This window comes from uncultured Williamsia sp. (assembly GCF_947494875.1).
Lineage (GTDB): Bacteria > Actinomycetota > Actinomycetes > Mycobacteriales > Mycobacteriaceae > Williamsia_A.
In genome coordinates this window covers 327,011-343,587 of the sequence record NZ_CANLWM010000001.1, presented here as the reverse complement: position 1 = coordinate 343,587, position 16,577 = coordinate 327,011, and the positions used below count along the sequence as shown (strand labels likewise).

Genomic DNA, 16,577 nt, shown 5'->3' with positions numbered 1-16,577 from the left:
GAATGGCAAGCATCTTCATCACCGGATCGACCGACGGACTCGGTCTCATGGCGGCGCAACGGCTCATCGCCGACGGCCACCACGTCACCCTGCACGCACGTTCGGCGACACGCGCCGAGGAGACCCGTCAGACGGTGCCGGACGCACGGGACATCGTCGTCGGCGACGTCTCGCAGACCGGCGGGATGAAGTCCGTCGCGGAGCAGGCCACCGACGCGGGACCGTTCGACGCGGTGATACACAACGTCGGGCTGGGATACAGGGCCTCCGAGAGGATCGAGACCCCGGACGGCCTCAGCCGCACCTTTGCGGTCAACGTCCTCGCGCCCTACGTGCTCACCGCATCGATGCCCTGGTCCGAGCGGTTGATCTACCTGAGCTCCGTCCTCCACCAGAACGGGGTAGCAGATCTGTCCGACCCGCAGTGGACACGCCGGCCATGGGACGGGAACCAGGCCTACGCCGACAGCAAACTGTTCGATCTCATGCTGGCCTTCGCGGTGGCCCGACGACGGCCCGACGCGTTCGTCAACTCGGTCGAACCGGGCTGGGTGCCGACGAAGCTCGGCGGAGACGAGGCGACCGACGATCTCGAGGCCGGCCCCGTCACGCAGGCCTGGCTGGCCACGAGCGACGACCCGGAGGCCCTGGTCACCGGACAGCACTTCTACCACCAGCAGGTCGCCGCGACGCATCCCGACGCCCACTCGATCGAGAAGCAGGAGGACCTGCTCGACTACTGCGCCCAGCTCACGGGCATCCGGTTGGACTGAGTCGACCAGCTCAGGGGCAGCGGCTCATTCGCACGCGACGCCGTCGCCGTCACGATCGAGTGCGGCGCGGTACCCGGGGTCCCCGACGCGCAGCGGCGCCGCGCCCGCCGCGCGGGCCGCGGAGCAGTTCGTGTAGTACGCGGACCCGCCGTCGGGGGTCGCCCCTGGGACGAGCGGACGCGGGGCATCCGTCGTCGTCGGTGGCGGGGGCGGTTGCGGAGGGAGTTCGGTCGTCGTCGTGACGGGCGCTGCGCCACCGCACGACGTGAGGGTCCGGGCCATCGCGTCCTTCTCGGCCGCGGTCACCCACAGTCGATAGGCGGCCTTCACCTCGACCTGTCGGGACACGTACGTGCAGCGATAGCCGCGGTTCGGCGGCAACCAGGTGGCGGCGTCACCGTCGCCCTTCTGCTGGTTCGTGGGTCCGTCGGTGGCTTGCAGGTTGCGGGGATCGTTGGCGAAATCGCGTCGCTCCTCGGCCGAGAGCTGTTGCGCACCTTTCTGCCACGCGTCCGACAGGGCGACGACGTGGTCGATCTGCACCGCCTCGGAGGTCCGCTCTCCGCGGGTGAACGCGATGGGGCGCCCGGTGTAGGGGTCGGCGAGCGTCCCGGACAGCACCACGCAGTCACGGGTGCCCGGCTTGGCGACGATCGCGGTGAGATCGCGGCGGAGGATGTCGTTGCGGGTGTCACACCCGTTGTGGCCCAGCGCGACGTCGACATCGTCGGACCACGCCTGCCCGAATTGCGCACGCGTGTAGCCGGTCTTGGGTGCTCGACCCTTCACCGGCAGCGTCTCCAGCATCGCCAGGGCCGCCGTCGCCGCTCCCGGCTCCGCGGTGGTCGACGACGGCGGGGACGTTGTCGTCGTCTCCGGCGACGTCGACGTGGTCGTCGTGATCGTCCGCGTGGCGGTGACCGCCGCCGCCTGGTCCGACGACTGCTTCGAGTCGTCGGGCGCGACGAGCCCCACCAGTGCGATCACCGCTACGACACCCACCCCCGTGAGGACCCCCAGGCGGCGTCGGGTCACGTGACGGTGACGCCGCCGTCCACGACGATCGTCTGTCCGGTGACGTAGCCGCCCGCGGGCGACGCGAGCCACACGGCTGTCGCGGCGAGTTCGGCCGGGTCTCCCATGCGCTTGAGCAGCTGGCGCGCCTTCTGCGACTCGAGGTAGCCCTCGTCGTACTGCCCGGTCATCTCGGATTCGAAGAAGCCCGGCGCGATCGCGTTGACGCGGATGCCTTTTCGGCTGCCCCACTGCTGGGCGAGGTCGCGGGTGAGGCCGATGACCCCGGCCTTGCTCGCGGCGTAGGCGGCCTGGGGGAGTCCCGCTGTGGTGAGCCCGAGAACGCTGGAGATGTTCACGATGCTGCTGCCGGGCTGCATCACCTTCGCGGCGGCTTGCGCGGTCCAGTAGGAGCCGTTGAGGTTGATGTCGATGACCGACCGGAACTGTTCCGGGGTCTCGCGGGTTGCGGGTACCGCGGTGCCGACGCCGGCGTTGTTGATGAGCACGTCGACCCGGCCGAACGCCTCCATCGCGGCGTCGACCATGGCGGCGGCCTGAATCGGATCGGCGACGTCGGTGGCGACGCTGACGGCCGTGGCCCCGAGCGACTCCACCATCGCCTGGGTGTCGGCGAGCTTGTCGACGCGTCGCGCCGCCAGGACGACCGACGCCCCCGCCTCGGCGGCGGCACGGGCGAAGGCAACGCCCAGACCCGACGACGCGCCGGTCACGATGACGACCTTGTCGTCGAGGCGGAACATGTCGAGCACGGGCATGGCGATCTCCTCGCTGAGAACGGTTGTCCTTACAGACCGAGATCGCGGCCGATGATCTCCTTCATGATCTCGTTGGAGCCGGCCCAGATCTTGGTCACCCGGGCATCCTTCCATGCCTGCGCGATGCGGTATTCGTTCATGAACCCGTAGCCGCCGTGCAGCTGCACGCAGGTGTCGAGGACCTTGTTCTGGATCTCGGCGGTCCACCACTTCGCCTTGGCGGCGTCGGCGGGGCTGAGCTCGCCGTCGCAGTGCGCGGCGACGCACGCGTCGACGAACGCCTGCGTGACGTCGAGCTGGGTCGACAGCTCGGCGATCGTGAACTTGTTGTACTGGAACGACCCGACCGCCTGGCCGAACGCCTTGCGCTCGGAGACGTAGGTCAGGGTCTCGTCGAACAGGGCCCGCGCGTGCGCGAGATTCGAGACGGCGCAGTTCATCCGCTCCTGCGGGAGGAACGTCATCATGTGGATGAAGCCGCGGTCGATCTCACCGATCACGTTCTCGGCGGGGACGCGGACGTCGGAGAAGAACAGCTCGGCCGTGTCGGACTCCGGCTGGCCGACCTTGTCGAGCTTGCGACCGCGCTCGAAGCCGTCCATGCCCTTCTCGACGCCGAACAGCGTGATGCCCTTGGCCTTCTTCTCCGGCGACGTCTTCACCGCGACGACGACGAGGTCGGCGTTGTAGCCGTTGGTGATGAAGGTCTTCGAACCGTTCAGGATCCAGTCGGACCCCTCCTGGCGCGCCGTGGTCTTGATCCCGGCGAGGTCGGAGCCGGCTGCGGGCTCGGTCATCGCGATCGCGGTGACGGTGTCGCCGGTGCAGAACCCGGGCAGCCAGCGCTGCCGCTGCTCCTCGGTGGTCAGGTGCACCAGGTACGGCGCGACGATGTCGACGTGGATGCCGAACGCCGACGGGATCGCGGCGCTGACCCCGGACAGCACCTCGGTGAACTTCGCGTTGAAGCGGTAGTCACCGGCGGCCGAGCCGCCGTACTCCTCGGGGACCTCGAGTCCGAGGAAGCCGAGCTCGCCGGCATGCTTCCAGATCTCGCGGTCGATGAACCGCTGTTCGACGATCTTCTCGTGTCGCGGTGTGACGTAGCGGTCCACGAACTCCTGGGCCGATTCGCCGAAGGCGCGATGGTCGGGTCCGTACAGCGTCCTGCGCATGGTGTGACTCCTCGAGACGATCTGGTGATCCCGGGCGAGCCGTTGTTACCGGCGAGTAGCTCCAGGTGACTCCATGCTGCGCCGCGACATGCGTGCAGGTCAAAACGGTGTGTGTGACCTGGGTCGCATCGCGTCGGTTACCGTCTCGACCATGCGCCTCTCCACGCGGAACCAGCTGACCGGGACCATCGCCGAGATCAATCTCGGGTCGGTCATGGCGACCGTCAAGGTCACCCTCGACCCCGGCGGCCAGACCGTCGTCTCCTCCATCACCAAAGAGGCCGTCGAGGAACTCGGCCTCACCGTCGGCCAGCCCGCCACCGTCCTCGTGAAGTCGACCGAGGTGACCATCGGGGTGGAGTAGGACCTCAGTCGCCCTCGGGTGGCGAGTACTTCCGTAGCATCGCCGCCTCGAGTCGGCCCGACTCGGGATCGATCACCATGCTCCAATGCCCGGCGGGTATCTGGACGAAGCCGGAACGGCAGGTCCCCCCGCGGGCGGTCGCAGCCAGGTACTCGTCGACGCCGTCTCGGATCTCGTTCTCGTCCTCGCCGAGCGCACTCACGGCGGCGAACAGCCGTTGGCGCTCATCCTCCTGGATGACGGCATACGCATTGTCGAGTCGCGCCAGGTCTTCGGCGAACCGCACGAGTGCCTGCGTCGACCGATTCGTCGCCGACAGGGCGATGAGGTCGTCTCGACTCATGGTCGTCACGACCGGTGGCGGCGGAGGGAACCCACGGAAGACCCCGTCGTCGTCGACAGCATCGGCGAACGAGCGGAAGTCCATGTTCGAGATGGACAGGTTGTTCTCGACCGACCACATCTCGGACGGGATGACGCGGAACGTGCGGCCGGGTTCGTGGCCCCATTCCGTCCGCCCCAGATCGACGACGAGGATGGACATCTCGGGGTCGGTCATCGACTGCGCATCGGCGATGAAGGCGTAGAACGGCGGGTCGTCTCCCGTTCGGTCCACCAAGTCCGATGGTGAGAGTCCCTCATTCTCCGGGTTGTCGACGCATACGAGATTCGCCTCGAAGGTCGGGAACTGGGAGTCACCACTCTCGACGGGAGCCATCGCTGCCTCCGCCACAGCGCGCCAGCGGACGTCGTCGGTGAAGTCGGTGCGGATCAACAACGACGGCGCGTACTCGCTGCCCAGGAGGTCGGAGAGAGACTTCCCAGTTCCGAGGCTTTCACGGAGGGCAGCGGTGTCGGCTTGGTCTCGTCGTGCCGCGTCCAGCTGCTGCAGCACAGCGACGTCATCGGGCGGTTCGGGAAGGCGTAGGGATTCGACGATCCGCTCGACCTCCCCGTCGTCGAGCGGGCCGTGCGCGCGCAATTCCACCGTCCAGGGCGCGATCTCACGGCGCCAGGTGTGTTCGATGTGGCTGACGTGGAACGGGACCTCCGGCTCCGGCAGCTCGGTGAGCCACCGCCGGACGATGATCTGGGGCGATTGGCCGTGGACGCTGAGATCGAGCGCACCTGTGAGCGGGTCTCCGTCGAGTGGGGAGCCGCTGACCGTGACCGGCAGATGGCCGACCACGGTGGTGGGCATGTCGGCGACGGCGCGCATCTTCGCCTCGTGTGCGCGCTGTTCGTCGGACACCGTCGGGTCGTCCTCGTCGACGACAGGGCCGTCCCACCGGAACAGCGCGGGGTCGATGTGGATGTCGATCCCCGGATCGGAGAGCTCGACCGCCTCACCGCCCTGTTCCCGCCGGAGCGCCACCCCGATCTCCGCGTCGATCACGACGGTGATCGCGGAACCCTCACCGGGGAAGGCGAGTTCGTATCCCACCCGCCCGCGGACCGTCGTCTCTCGAATGGAATCGGGTTCGCCGATGTCGGACTGGCCGAATCGGTTCTCGACCGGCCACGACCGGTGTGGCTTTAAGAGGTGGTGGTGACCGAGTCCGGTGTACGAGACGAGCGTGTGGGGGTTCTTCACCCGGTGGGTGGCTGAACTGTCGCCGGCGGGAATGGCCCAGGAGTCGGTCGGCGTGTCGATCCACGTCGGGTTCCCGCCACCGTCTTCGATCCGCAACCGGCCGGGGTGAGCGAGGTATACCCGTCGAGGTTCGGATCCCCCATGCATCGTGCCGACGAGATTCCGCCCGATGGTGCTGTAGGTCAGGCCGCGGATCTGCGGCGAGGTCGGCGTCATGTACTGAACCTTACAAATGAACGTCGCAGTTCAGACCAAAACCGCCCCGAGAGGGAGGTCCGAGGGCGTGATGCCGTCGGAGACCCTTCTCGGGGCGGTTCTCAGCCGTGATGCGGCGGCCTAGCGACGCGCTGGGGCCTCCGCGTGCTCGGGGTCGCGGGCCATCCCCGGGGTCAGGGATGCGGCGGCCAGCTCCTCGCCGACGCTCTCGTGCGGCTCCCCCTTCGCAGCCCGGCGCGAGCCGCCCGTGAAGAGCGACGCGATGGTGCCCAGGACACAGCAGACGACGGCGAAGGTGAACGCCGCGGTCAGGCCGGACGAGAACGGCTCCGAGATGAGGTGCGGGAAGAAGCTGAGCCCGGTCAGGTGCTCCTGGCTCGCCTGCGACAGCTGGTCGATGTGCGGACCCAGCAGTTCCTTGACGGGGTTGTAGCCGAGGAACGCGGCGAACAGCACGGCGACTGTCGGTAGGTGCGCGATCTGATTCGCGTCGGCCGGGGCGACGCCGTTCGCGCTCAGCCCGCCACTCATCGCGGCCGGCAGATGCTCGGACAGTCCGGCGATCATGAGGCTGAAGAACAGTCCGATGGAGAGCACCATCGCCGAGTTCTGGAACGTCGTCATCATCCCGGCGCCCGACCCGCGGGCGTTGGCCGGGAGGCTGTTCATCACCTCGGCGCGGTTCGGCGACGAGAACAGTCCCATCGCGATGCCGTTGACGAACAGGATCGCGGCGAACACCCAGTAGTTGAAGTCGACCGGGATCACGATGAGCGCGACGAAGGTGATCGCTGTCAGCAGCAGTCCGCTGGTGGTGAACCACTTGGTGCCCACGCGGTCCGACAGGAACCCGGAGATCGGCGCCACCAGGAGGAAGCCGATGGTCAGCGGCACCATGTAGATGCCCGCCCACAGCGGGGTCCGCGAGTAGTCGTATCCGTGCTGCGGCAACCAGATCCCCTGCAGCCAGATGATCAGCGTGAACTGCAGTCCGCCGCGGCCGATGGAACCGAAGAGGTTGGCCACGTTGCCGAACAGGAACGACCGGTTGCGGAACAGGCTCAGCTGGAACAGCGGGTTCGCCACGCGCATCTCGATCACGACGAACAGTGCGAGGACCAGGAGGCCGCCGATGATGCAGCCCAACACGAGCGGGCTCTGCCAGCCCATGTTCGACGAGCCGTAGGGCTGGATGCCGTAGGTGATCCCGACGAGGACGGCGACGAGCCCCACCGCGAAGGTGATGTTTCCCCACCAGTCCATCGACGTCCGCTTGCGCACGCCGGTGTCGTGCAGCTTCAGGTAGGCCCAGACAGTTCCGACGACACCGAACGGCACCGACACGAGGAAGACGAGGTGCCAGTTCAGCGGCGCGAGAACACCGCCCACCAGCAGGCCCAGGAACGAGCCGCTGATCGCGGCGACGCCGTTGATGCCGAGGGCGAGCCCACGCTGTCGCTCGGGAAACGCGTCGGCGAGGATCGCCGACGAGTTCGCCATCAGGAACGCGCCGCCGACGCCCTGGATCACGCGCCAGAAGATCAGCCAGATGGCGGCCGTGCTGCCGTCGAACCACGTGCACGCCAGGAAGATCGACGACAGCGTGAAGACGGCGAAGCCCATGTTGTACATGCGTGCGCGCCCGAACATGTCACCGAGGCGGCCGAAGCTGACGACCAGCACGGCGGTGACGACGAAGAAGCCCATCATCATCCACAGCAGGTAGCTGGTGTTCTCGGGCTGCAGCGGGTTCAGCCCGATCCCCTTGAAGATGTCAGGCAGGGCGATCAGCACGATCGACGAGTTGATGAAGGCGATGAGCGTGCCCAACGTGGTGTTGGACAACGCGATCCACTTGTAGTGGGGACCGAGTTCGGCGATCGACCGGGTGCGGCCGGACCGCGACGGTTCGGGTGCGTCAGGCCGGTCGAGCAGGGCCGTGGAGCGGTGTGTCATCTCGGACTTCCTCTTCAGGCGCGGGACGTGGACAGTGCGGCGGCGAGCAACTCGATGGAGCGCTCGGCCGCGGCGCGGTCACCCGGTTCGAGGCGGCTCAGCGCATCCTCGACCAGTCGCGCGCGGCGGGACGTGGTGCCCTGGATCAGGTCGGCCCCGTCCTCGGTGGGCTCGATCAGGCTGGCGCGACCGTCGCCGGGATCGGCGGTGCGTCGGACCATGCCGTCGCGCTCCAGGGACGAGACGATCCGCGACATCGTCGGCGCGGTGACGCCCTCGTGGGCGGCGAGATCGGAGAGGCGCATCGGCGGGTTGGTCACCAGCACCCACAGCGCCGAGGTGGCGCCGAGGGACAGTGACCCCGCACCCGTCTCGTTGCGCAGGGTGCGGATGATCCGCGCGAGTGCGGTGTAGACGGTCACGGCACGTCCGGTGCGGGTGGGTGTCGTCGTCGCCATGGGTCCTCCCTCGTCGGTCCGGTGGGACCTGAAAGAGGTTAGTTGCTAGATGCTAAGTAATCGAGTCGTAAAGGAAACCGCAGGTTGCCGCCGGTGGACGGGGGAATGTCGCGTGTGCCCGGTCTCGCCGTCACGGTTCTGCCGCTGCGTTATTGGCCTGTTACCCTCCGGGGGATCCTGATCGACGACGACCGAAGGACCACCACCACTCATGTCGATTCGCAGCCTCCGGACGCGCATCACCGCCGTCCTCGTGGCAACCGTGACCGCCGCGGGTGTCGCCGGCGTCGTCTCCACCACCCCCGCGCAGGCCCGTCCCGCGGACGCGCAGGTCTTCTCGGCCGCGATGGGGAAGAACATCCCCGTCCGGGTCCTTCGCGCGGCCAACGGCAGCAACAGTGCGCCGACGCTGTACCTGCTCGACGGCCTGCGTGCGCCGAACAACGACAACGGCTGGCTCATCAACACCGACGTCGTCCGGTTCTTCTCCAACAAGAACGTCAACGTCGTGCTGCCCTACGGCGGTGCCGGCACGTTCTACCAGGACTGGCAGAACCGCGACCCCGTGCTGGGCAACGTCAAGTGGGAGACCTTCCTGACGCGTGAGCTCCCGGCGGCCATGAAGGCGCGCTTCGGCTCCGACGGCGTGCGCAACGCGATCGCCGGCCTGTCGATGAGCGGCACCTCGGCGCTGATCCTCGCCACCGACCACCCGAACATGTACCAGGGCGTGGCCTCGTTCAGCGGCTACCCGGTGAGCAGCGAGCCCGGGTTCGCGCAGGGCATCGGCCTGGCCGTCGGACAGATCGGCGGCGACGTCAACAACATGTGGGGTGTCTGGCCCGGCGGCCAGTGGCTCGCCAAGGACCCCGCCCTGCATGCGGGCAACCTGCGCGGCAAGCGCGTCTACATCTCGGCCGGCCTGGGTGGCTCGAACATCGACCCGACCGCCGACCCGGTGAAGTTCGCGCAGTTCGTGCCGCTCGAGACCGCGGCCGGCATCGCCAGCCAGCAGTACATCGGCACCCTGCGGATGAACGGGATCAACCCCGTCACCCACATCACGCAGGACGGCACCCACTGGTGGACCTACTGGCAGGCCCGCCTCAAGGAGGCGTGGTTCTCCACCCTCGGTCCGGCGCTCGGCGCCTGACGCAGACGAATCCCGGAGCCCGGTGAGGTCATCGTGACCACGCCGGGCTCCGGTCGTCTCTCCCGCCGTCTGTCGACGACGCAGGCGACGGTCATCGGCCTCGGCTCGATGATCGGCGCGGGCGTCTTCACCGCCTTCGCGCCCGCGGCCGCCGCGGCGGGCTCCGGGCTGCTGGTCGGTCTCGCGATCGCCGCAGTCGTCGCCGTGTGCAACGCCCTGTCCTCGGCGCAGCTCGCCGCGCAGTACCCCGAGGCCGGGGGCACCTACCTGTACGGCCGCGAACGCCTCGGGGAGTGGTGGGGCTTCGCGGCCGGATGGATGTTCGTCGTCGGCAAGACAGCCAGCTGCGCCGCGATGGCGCTCACCATCGGGACCTACGTGGCCGGGGCGACGTGGGGACCCGTCGTCGCGGTCGCCGCCGTTGTCGCGGTGGTGACGGTGAACTGTCTCGGGGTCACCCGGACCGCGACCGCCACCGCGATCATCGTCACCGCTGTCGTCGCCGTGCTCGTCGTGGTGGTGGCCGTCGGGGCGATCGGCGGGGATCCCCACGCCGAGAACCTCGACCTCGGTCGCGCCGGGAGCAGTGTCCACGGCGTGCTCCAGGCGGCCGGCCTGCTGTTCTTCGCCTTCGCCGGCTACGCACGGATCGCCACCCTCGCCGAGGAGGTCCGCGACCCTCGACGGGCGATCCCGCGGGCCATCGTCGGAGCGCTCAGCGGCGCCCTGGTCGTCTACGCGGCGGTCGGTGTCACCGCGGTGGCCGTCCTCGGCGCCGACAGGCTCGCCGACACCGCGACACCGTTGGTCGCGGTGGTGTCCGCGAGCGGCGCCGACGTCATCGCGCCGCTGGTCCGGGTCGCGGCCGCGGTCGCCGCCCTCGGCGCACTGCTCGCGCTCGTCGCGGGGATCGGACGCACCGGCCTGGCGATGGCACGGACCGGCGACCTCCCCCGGCCGCTCGCGGCGGTGCACCCGCGGTTCTCGGTGCCGCACCGCATGGAGATCACCGTCGGCGTGATCGTCGCCGTCGCGGTCCTCACCGTGGACTTGCGCGGCGCGATCGGGTTCTCGTCGTTCGGCGTGCTGCTCTACTACCTCGTCGCGAACCTCTCGGCGATGACGCAGTCCGGCGCCGATCGCCGGTACCCCCGGGCCGTGCACGTCGTCGGTGCGATCGGGTGCGTGGTGCTGGCCGCATCCCTACCCGTCGCGTCCGTGGTGGCCGGCGTGGTCGTCGCCGCCGTGGGCGGGCTCTACCGGCTGACCGTCACGCGCGGGTCGGGGAGGCGGCGGACTTCTCCGCGTTCCGGATGATGTCGCGCACCAACGTCGCGAAGATCGCCTTGTGTGCGGGTAGCTGCGCGTACCAGTAGCCCAGCCCGGCAAGGCCTTTCGGGTAGAAGATCGTCCGCTGACGAAGCCGCGCGCCGGACCCGTCGGGCTCCACACCGAGCTCCAGCCAGGCGGTGCCGGGCATCGTCGTCTCCGCCCGCAACCGCAGCAGCCTGCCGGGTTCGACGTCCTCGACGCGCCACCAGTCGAGGGGCTCGCCCTTGGCCGGTCCGCCCGCCGACCCGCGCTTCTTCGGGCCCGGACCCTCGCCGACGACAAGGTCGACAGCGGTGCGGGCACGCCACAGGGCGTCGAGCGTGAACCATCCCGTGTCACCGCCGAGCGAGGAGACGGTGTTCCACAGCTGCTCCGGGGTGATCTCGGTCGACGCCGTCCGTTCCTCGACCATCACGTCCTCACCGGACCAGTCCGGGTCGGTCGGCAACGGTTCGGCCGGTGACACCGACGCGTCGGCGTTCGCCCACGTCACGGAGGTGTCGGCGCGACGGACGCGATCAAGGGCGGCGTCGAGTGCCTGTCGGTAGGTCATCAGGCCGTCGTCGGGGCGGGCGATCACGTCGTCGATGTCGTGGTTCTTCATCACCGCGTCGCACTCGAGTGACTCCACCAGCGGGCGGGCCAGCGACGTCGGGATGGGGGTGACCGTGCCGACCCACCGGCTGGCGAGGGTCGGGGTGAGGTACGGGATGACGATCATGCGCCGGCGCGGCAGGCCGGCCTGCTGGGCGTAGAGCTGCATCATCTCGCCGTACTCGAAGACCTCGGTGCCACCGATGTCCCAGGTGCGACTGTCGGGCACAGCGGCGTCGGCCGCTCCGACGAGGTAGTGCAGCGCGTCGCGGATCGAGATGGGCTGGATCGTGTTGTGCACCCAGCGGGGCGTCGTCATGACGGGCAGCCGCTCGGTGAGGTGGCGGATGAGCTCGAACGACGCCGAGCCCGACCCGATCACGACGCCGGCCTGTAGCACGACGGTCTCGATGCCCGAGTCCAGGAGGATCTCGCCGACCTCGACGCGCGAGGCGAGGTGCTTCGACAGCTTCGTGCCGTCGGGGTGCAGGCCGCCGAGATAGACGATGCGGGAGACACCGCGGGCCTTCGCGGCCGCGGCGACGTTGCGCGCCGACTCGGCCTCCTCCTCCTTGAAGTCGCCGGTGCCGTCGCCACCCATCGAGTGCACCAGGTGGTAGACGACGTCGACGCCCTCGAACGCCCGCATCAGCGAGTCGCGGTCGGAGAGGTCGCCCTGCACGACGGTGTCGTCGCCGACCCATGGCGCGTCGGCGAGTTTGGCCGGGGTGCGGGCCAGGGCGCGCACCGTCCAGCCGGCCGCGGCCAGGCGCGGGGCGAGGCGGCCTCCGATGTAGCCGGTCGCTCCGGTCACCAGTGCCGTTCCGGTGGTGCTCATGGTGTGCTGCCTTCCGTGGGTGTTCCCGTGAGGGAACGCGCGGTCGTCGTCGGGGTCAACGACCCCGATTGTCGGTTTGTTCTCACGCGGGTCGTGGGTGGCGGCGGCCGACGACCACGACGCCTCCCGACTCGTCGTCCTCGACCACCTCGGCGACCAGTCCGGCGCCGGTCACCGCCGCTGTGAGGGCATCGGCCTGCAGCGACGAGGTCTCGATCGCCAGCATGCCGTGCGGGGTCAGCCAGGCATCGCTGCCTGTGACGATGCGGCGGGCGACCTGCAGCCCGTCGTCACCACCGTCGAGGGCGTGACGGGGTTCGTGCTCGCGCGCCTCCCGCGGCATCGAGCCGACCGCCGCTGTCGGGACATAGGGCGCGTTGGCCACCACGACGTCGACGGAGCCGTGCAGTTCGTCGGGCAGGGGGTCCCACAGGTCGCCCGTCAGGACGGTCGCGTCGGGCAGGTTGCGCCGCGCGCAGGCCGTCGCGGCCGGGTCGATGTCGACGGCGAACAGCCGCCGCGGGTGCTGCCGCGCGACCACGTGCGCGACCGCGCCGATCCCGCAGCAGAGGTCGACGACGGTGTCGTCGGTGCCGCAGGCCTCGGCCGCGATGTGCGCCAGCAGTTCGGTCCGTTGCCGGGGTACGAACACACGGGGCGTGACCGCCAACCGGGTGCCGGCGAACTCGACCCAGCCGACGAGGTGCTCGAGCGGCTCACCCGCGACCCGCCGGGCGACGAGCCCGGCGACGTCGTCGGGTGCCGACTCCAGGAGGATCCGCGCCTCCTCCTCGGCGAACACGCAGCCCGCGGCGCGCAGTTCGTCGACGACCTCCTGGTGGCCGGCCGGTGCCACGCGCGTCCTAGGTCCCGTCGGTCGTCCCGTCGGACCCGCCGGCGGAGTGCTCGTCGGGATCGATCTCGTTGGCGGGAGCATCGCCGTCGGGTTGTCCCGCCTCGTACACCTTCTCCTCGCGCCGGATCTCGTCGGTCTCGCCGACCTGCGACTCCTTGTCGTGCGGGAAGTTGCTCATGCGGTGCTCGCCATCTGCTCGAGGTAGGTGCGTCGCGCCTGGGCTCGGCGTACCCCCACGCTACGGGCGGGCCCGGACGCACCGCACCCCCTCCGGGGCCGGAGGGGGTGCGGTGGGGTCGTGCGGTCAGCTCCCCTGGGGGGCGGGTGCGCCGCTCGGCGGCTGCGGTGCCTGGCCACCGTTCGGCGGCTGGGGTGCCTGCGGGGCCTGTCCGTTCTGGGCGGGCGGCTGCGGTGCCTGGCCGTTCGGGGCCTGCGGCGCCTGCCCACCGTTCGGCGGTTGCGGTGCGCCCTTGCCGTCGGGTCCCTTGCCGTCGGGGCCCTTGCCGCCGGGTCCACCCGGGCCGGCGGGGGCGCATCCGGGTCCACCCGGACCGCCGGGGCCACCCGGACCACCGGGACCGGCCTTGCCGTCGGGGCCCTGACCGTTCGGCGGCTGCGGAGCCTGGCCGTTCGGCGCCTGCTGCTGCCCACCTGCCCCGGGGCCGTTCTGACCGTCGGGTCCCTGACCGGTCGAGCCGTTCTGCCCGCCGGACTGCGGCAGCGCACTGTTCGACGAGGCCGTGCTCACGTTCTCGTGGACCGGGTTCGCGACGAAGACCGCCGAGGTGACGATCGCACCCACGAGGGCGGCACCCACGGCGATCGCCGCGACGGGCACCCACGGCTTCGACGCGCTCGCCCGCATGCGCTGCATGCGCGAGGTGCGCGGCGTCGCTGTCTCGGTCGGAGGAACCGTGTCGGAGACCGGCGCCGCGTAGGGCGCCGCGGGAGTCCCGCTGTCCTGGATCCGGTCCATCGGGCGCGTGACGTCCGCGCCGCCGCGATCTCCCGCGCCCGGTGTCCGGTCGTCGTTCTTGTCAGCCATGTGGCATCACCTTCCGTTGTCGCTGGCCGGCGAGGTCTGTCACCGGCGGCACGCACGACGGTGGGCGGCGGACCTGAAGCCACCCTGAATCGGGCGGGGATCGGCGCGGTCTTCAGCCTGACTTCAGGCTCGTCCCCACAATGGGAGATCGTGACGAGTGCAGGGGAGTTCAGTGCCGCCCGACGGATGGTGGTGGTCGAGGACGCGGACGCCATCCGTGAACCCGTCGTGGCCGCGTTCGCCGACGCGGGCTACCTCGCCTACGGCGTCCCCTCCGGGGAGGGGATGGAGGAGCTCGTCGAGGGGCGCCGTCCCGACCTGGTGATCCTCGACGTCATGCTCCCCGGCGGCCGCGACGGCTTCGACCTCATCGACGTCGTGCGCACCCGCAGCGACGCCGGGATCATCATGCTCACCGCACGCGACCACATCGACGACCGTCTGCGGGGTCTGCACGGTGGCGCCGACGACTACGTCGTCAAGCCGTTCCGCCTCGAGGAGCTGCTCGCCCGGGCCGACGCGGTCCTCCGTCGTCGCGGCGGTCGGGCCGCGGCGATCACCGTCGGCGACCTCCTCGTCGACCCGGACGGGTCGACGATCACGCGGGGTGACACGGTGCTGGACGTGACGGCGACCGAGTTCCGGCTGGCGGAGTTCCTGGTCGCTCAGCGGGGTCGGACCGTCACGAAACGGCAGATCCTGCAGGCGGTCTGGGGATACGACGCCTACGACGTCAACCTCGTCGAGGTACACGTGAGCGCGTTGCGCCGGAAGATGGAGGCCCACGGTCCCCGCATGATCCACACGGTGCGCGGGCTGGGGTATGTGCTGCGGGCCGCGCAGTGACCCCACTCCGGCGGCGATCCCCCGTCCCGGGCGCCACCCCGACGCCGTCGCTGCGATGGCGGGTCGTCGTCGCGGTGACCGTCGCGTTCGCCGTGCTCCTGGTGGTCGTCGGGTTCGCCGTCGACGTCGCGCTCGGTCAGCGGTTGCGGTCCGACCTGTCGGCCCGGGTCACCGATCGCGCCGATCGCGCCCCGTCGCTGCTGGCCGAGGGATACCAGGGGCAGGATCTGGTGACCGCCCTGCAGGGGGACTCGATCCGCGTGCGGCTGCGCACCGCGGACGGGACGGTCTACCAGACGCCGGGACCCGTCCTCGACGATCCCGGGCAGATGCGCCCGCCGCGGCCGTCGGGCGGTCGGGGCCCACGCGTCGATGACGGCGGACCGCCCGCACCGGGTGGGGCGGACGGGCTCGGACCGGACGGACTCGGACCGGGAGCGGGTGCGCCCGGGCCGCCGGGCGACGCACTGGTCGTCACGCGGGCACTGCCCGACGGCTCGACGGTGACCCTGCTCGGTGACACCACCTCCATCACCCAGGTCCGCCACCAGCTCCGATGGCTGATGCTGGCGGCCGGGCTCGTCGCACTCGCGGTCGCGACGGGGCTGATCCTGGTCGTCGTGCGTCGAGCACTCCGGCCGCTCGAGGCGATGGTGGCCGTCGCGCGCGACATCACCTCCGGCGACCGCGGTCGTCGTGTCCGACCCGCGTCGCCGTCGACCGAACTGGGGCGCACCGCGGAGTCGATGGACGAGATGCTCGACGCGCTGGAGGCCGCCGAGACCGCCCAGCGGACGGCCGCGGAGACGGCCCGTCGCGCCGAGGCCGACATGAAACGTTTCCTCGCCGACGCGGCCCACGAGATGCGGACCCCGATCGCCGGGCTGTCCGCCGTCGCCGAGTCGATCGCCCGCGACGGCGCGGACCGTCCCGAACGTCTCGCGCGGTGGTCGGACCTGCTGGTGCGGGAGTCCCGCCATGCGTCGCGGCTCGTCGACGACCTGCTCGACATGGCGCGCATCGACGACGACCCCGCGCTCGACCTGGTGGACGCGGATCTGGCGACCATCGTCGACGGGGCGGTCGACCGTGCCGCCCTCGTCCACCCCGGGCTGCGGATCGCGCGTCACGGACCGGTGAGCGTGCCCGCGCGCGTCGACCCCGGACGGATCGGTCAGATCCTCACCAACCTGCTCGAGAACGCCGCCCGGGTGAGCGACCCCGCCGGCGCGATCGACGTCGACCTCACCACCGACGGGCACACCGCCACCATCGCCGTGACCGACGACGGTCCCGGCGTCGACGTCGGTGACCGCGAGCGCATCTTCGACAGGCTCGTGCGGCTCGACCGGGCACGCGACACCCCCGGTGCCGGACTGGGTCTGCCCATCGCGCGGGCGCTCGCGCGCGCGCACGGCGGGGACGTCCGCTGCGTACAACCGTCCGGGACCGGTGCCCGATTCGTCGTGTTCCTGCCGACTCGACCTGGGGAGTTGTCGCAGTCCGATGTGCCTGTCGCCCCGACTTTGTAGCATCGAGGTGTCATCGAACGGGCCCTGCAGACGGCGGCGCCCCCTACGCCCC

The 16,577-nt window shown here is 70.2% G+C and carries 16 protein-coding genes; 6 read left to right on the top strand and 10 right to left on the bottom strand.

The annotated features are described in order from the left end of the window. Positions 1-2: 2 nt before the first annotated feature. The gene (locus Q1A98_RS01805; RefSeq protein WP_299569416.1) at positions 3-773 is read left to right on the top strand and encodes an SDR family NAD(P)-dependent oxidoreductase; all 771 of its coding nucleotides are present in this window, start codon (positions 3-5) and stop codon (positions 771-773) included. Positions 774-797: 24 nt separating this feature from the next. Here Q1A98_RS01805 and Q1A98_RS01800 read toward each other — a convergent pair whose 3' ends face one another. The 3 genes from Q1A98_RS01800 to Q1A98_RS01790 are packed head-to-tail and all read right to left on the bottom strand — an operon-like array spanning position 798 to position 3,741. After that, positions 798-1,808, bottom strand: coding sequence for a DUF1524 domain-containing protein (locus Q1A98_RS01800; RefSeq protein WP_299569415.1), 1,011 nt, complete (start codon positions 1,806-1,808; stop codon positions 798-800). Continuing rightward, the gene (locus Q1A98_RS01795) at positions 1,805-2,566 is read right to left on the bottom strand and encodes an SDR family oxidoreductase (RefSeq protein WP_299569414.1); all 762 of its coding nucleotides are present in this window, start codon (positions 2,564-2,566) and stop codon (positions 1,805-1,807) included. The genes Q1A98_RS01800 and Q1A98_RS01795 overlap by 4 nt, the downstream gene beginning before the upstream one ends. 29 nt (positions 2,567-2,595) lie before the next feature. After that, a complete protein-coding gene (locus Q1A98_RS01790) occupies positions 2,596-3,741 on the bottom strand; it encodes an acyl-CoA dehydrogenase family protein (protein ID WP_299569412.1) in 1,146 nt (381 codons plus the stop codon). A 151-nt stretch (positions 3,742-3,892) separates the two neighbouring features. On the opposite strand from Q1A98_RS01790, the gene Q1A98_RS01785 reads away from it, so the two are divergent. After that, positions 3,893-4,105: a TOBE domain-containing protein gene (locus Q1A98_RS01785; RefSeq protein ID WP_299569411.1), complete on the top strand. Its 213-nt coding sequence runs from the start codon at positions 3,893-3,895 to the stop codon at positions 4,103-4,105. A 4-nt stretch (positions 4,106-4,109) separates the two neighbouring features. On the opposite strand, the gene Q1A98_RS01780 is transcribed toward Q1A98_RS01785, so the two are convergent. The 3 genes from Q1A98_RS01780 to Q1A98_RS01770 form a co-directional block, all read right to left on the bottom strand. Beyond that, positions 4,110-5,915 carry a hypothetical protein gene (locus Q1A98_RS01780; RefSeq protein ID WP_299569409.1) on the bottom strand — a complete coding sequence of 602 codons (1,806 nt, stop codon included), beginning with the start codon at positions 5,913-5,915 and terminating at the stop codon, positions 4,110-4,112. A 120-nt stretch (positions 5,916-6,035) separates the two neighbouring features. Beyond that, positions 6,036-7,871, bottom strand: coding sequence for an MFS transporter (locus Q1A98_RS01775; RefSeq protein ID WP_299569407.1), 1,836 nt, complete (start codon positions 7,869-7,871; stop codon positions 6,036-6,038). Between the two features lie 14 nt (positions 7,872-7,885). Then, complete coding sequence (locus tag Q1A98_RS01770) at positions 7,886-8,329, bottom strand: MarR family transcriptional regulator (protein ID WP_299569405.1); 444 nt, start codon at positions 8,327-8,329, stop codon at positions 7,886-7,888. A gap of 211 nt (positions 8,330-8,540) precedes the next feature. Here Q1A98_RS01770 and Q1A98_RS01765 point away from each other — a divergent pair, with 211 nt between their 5' ends. Continuing rightward, positions 8,541-9,482 carry an alpha/beta hydrolase family protein gene (locus tag Q1A98_RS01765; protein WP_299569403.1) on the top strand — a complete coding sequence of 314 codons (942 nt, stop codon included), beginning with the start codon at positions 8,541-8,543 and terminating at the stop codon, positions 9,480-9,482. A gap of 33 nt (positions 9,483-9,515) precedes the next feature. Beyond that, on the top strand, positions 9,516-10,799 hold the full coding sequence (locus Q1A98_RS01760) for an APC family permease (RefSeq protein WP_299569401.1): 1,284 nt from the start codon (positions 9,516-9,518) through the stop codon (positions 10,797-10,799). On the opposite strand, the gene Q1A98_RS01755 is transcribed toward Q1A98_RS01760, so the two are convergent. From Q1A98_RS01755 to Q1A98_RS01740, 4 genes are all read right to left on the bottom strand, one after another. Further along, a complete protein-coding gene (locus Q1A98_RS01755) occupies positions 10,753-12,246 on the bottom strand; it encodes an SDR family NAD(P)-dependent oxidoreductase (protein WP_299569399.1) in 1,494 nt (497 codons plus the stop codon). The genes Q1A98_RS01760 and Q1A98_RS01755 overlap by 47 nt on opposite strands. Before the next feature lie 82 nt (positions 12,247-12,328). Next, positions 12,329-13,102 (bottom strand): putative protein N(5)-glutamine methyltransferase, encoded by a 774-nt coding sequence (locus tag Q1A98_RS01750; protein WP_299569398.1) that lies wholly within the window; start codon positions 13,100-13,102, stop codon positions 12,329-12,331. Between the two features lie 7 nt (positions 13,103-13,109). Next, positions 13,110-13,280 (bottom strand): hypothetical protein, encoded by a 171-nt coding sequence (locus tag Q1A98_RS01745; protein WP_299569396.1) that lies wholly within the window; start codon positions 13,278-13,280, stop codon positions 13,110-13,112. A gap of 126 nt (positions 13,281-13,406) precedes the next feature. Next, a complete protein-coding gene (locus Q1A98_RS01740; protein WP_299569395.1) occupies positions 13,407-14,147 on the bottom strand; it encodes a hypothetical protein in 741 nt (246 codons plus the stop codon). Positions 14,148-14,297: 150 nt separating this feature from the next. Between Q1A98_RS01740 and Q1A98_RS01735 the strand changes: the two genes are divergently transcribed. Then, positions 14,298-14,993, top strand: coding sequence for a response regulator transcription factor (locus tag Q1A98_RS01735; RefSeq protein WP_299569393.1), 696 nt, complete (start codon positions 14,298-14,300; stop codon positions 14,991-14,993). Then, a complete protein-coding gene (locus tag Q1A98_RS01730) occupies positions 14,990-16,525 on the top strand; it encodes a HAMP domain-containing sensor histidine kinase (RefSeq protein ID WP_299569392.1) in 1,536 nt (511 codons plus the stop codon). The genes Q1A98_RS01735 and Q1A98_RS01730 overlap by 4 nt, the downstream gene beginning before the upstream one ends. The last annotated feature ends 52 nt before the right edge of the window (positions 16,526-16,577 follow it).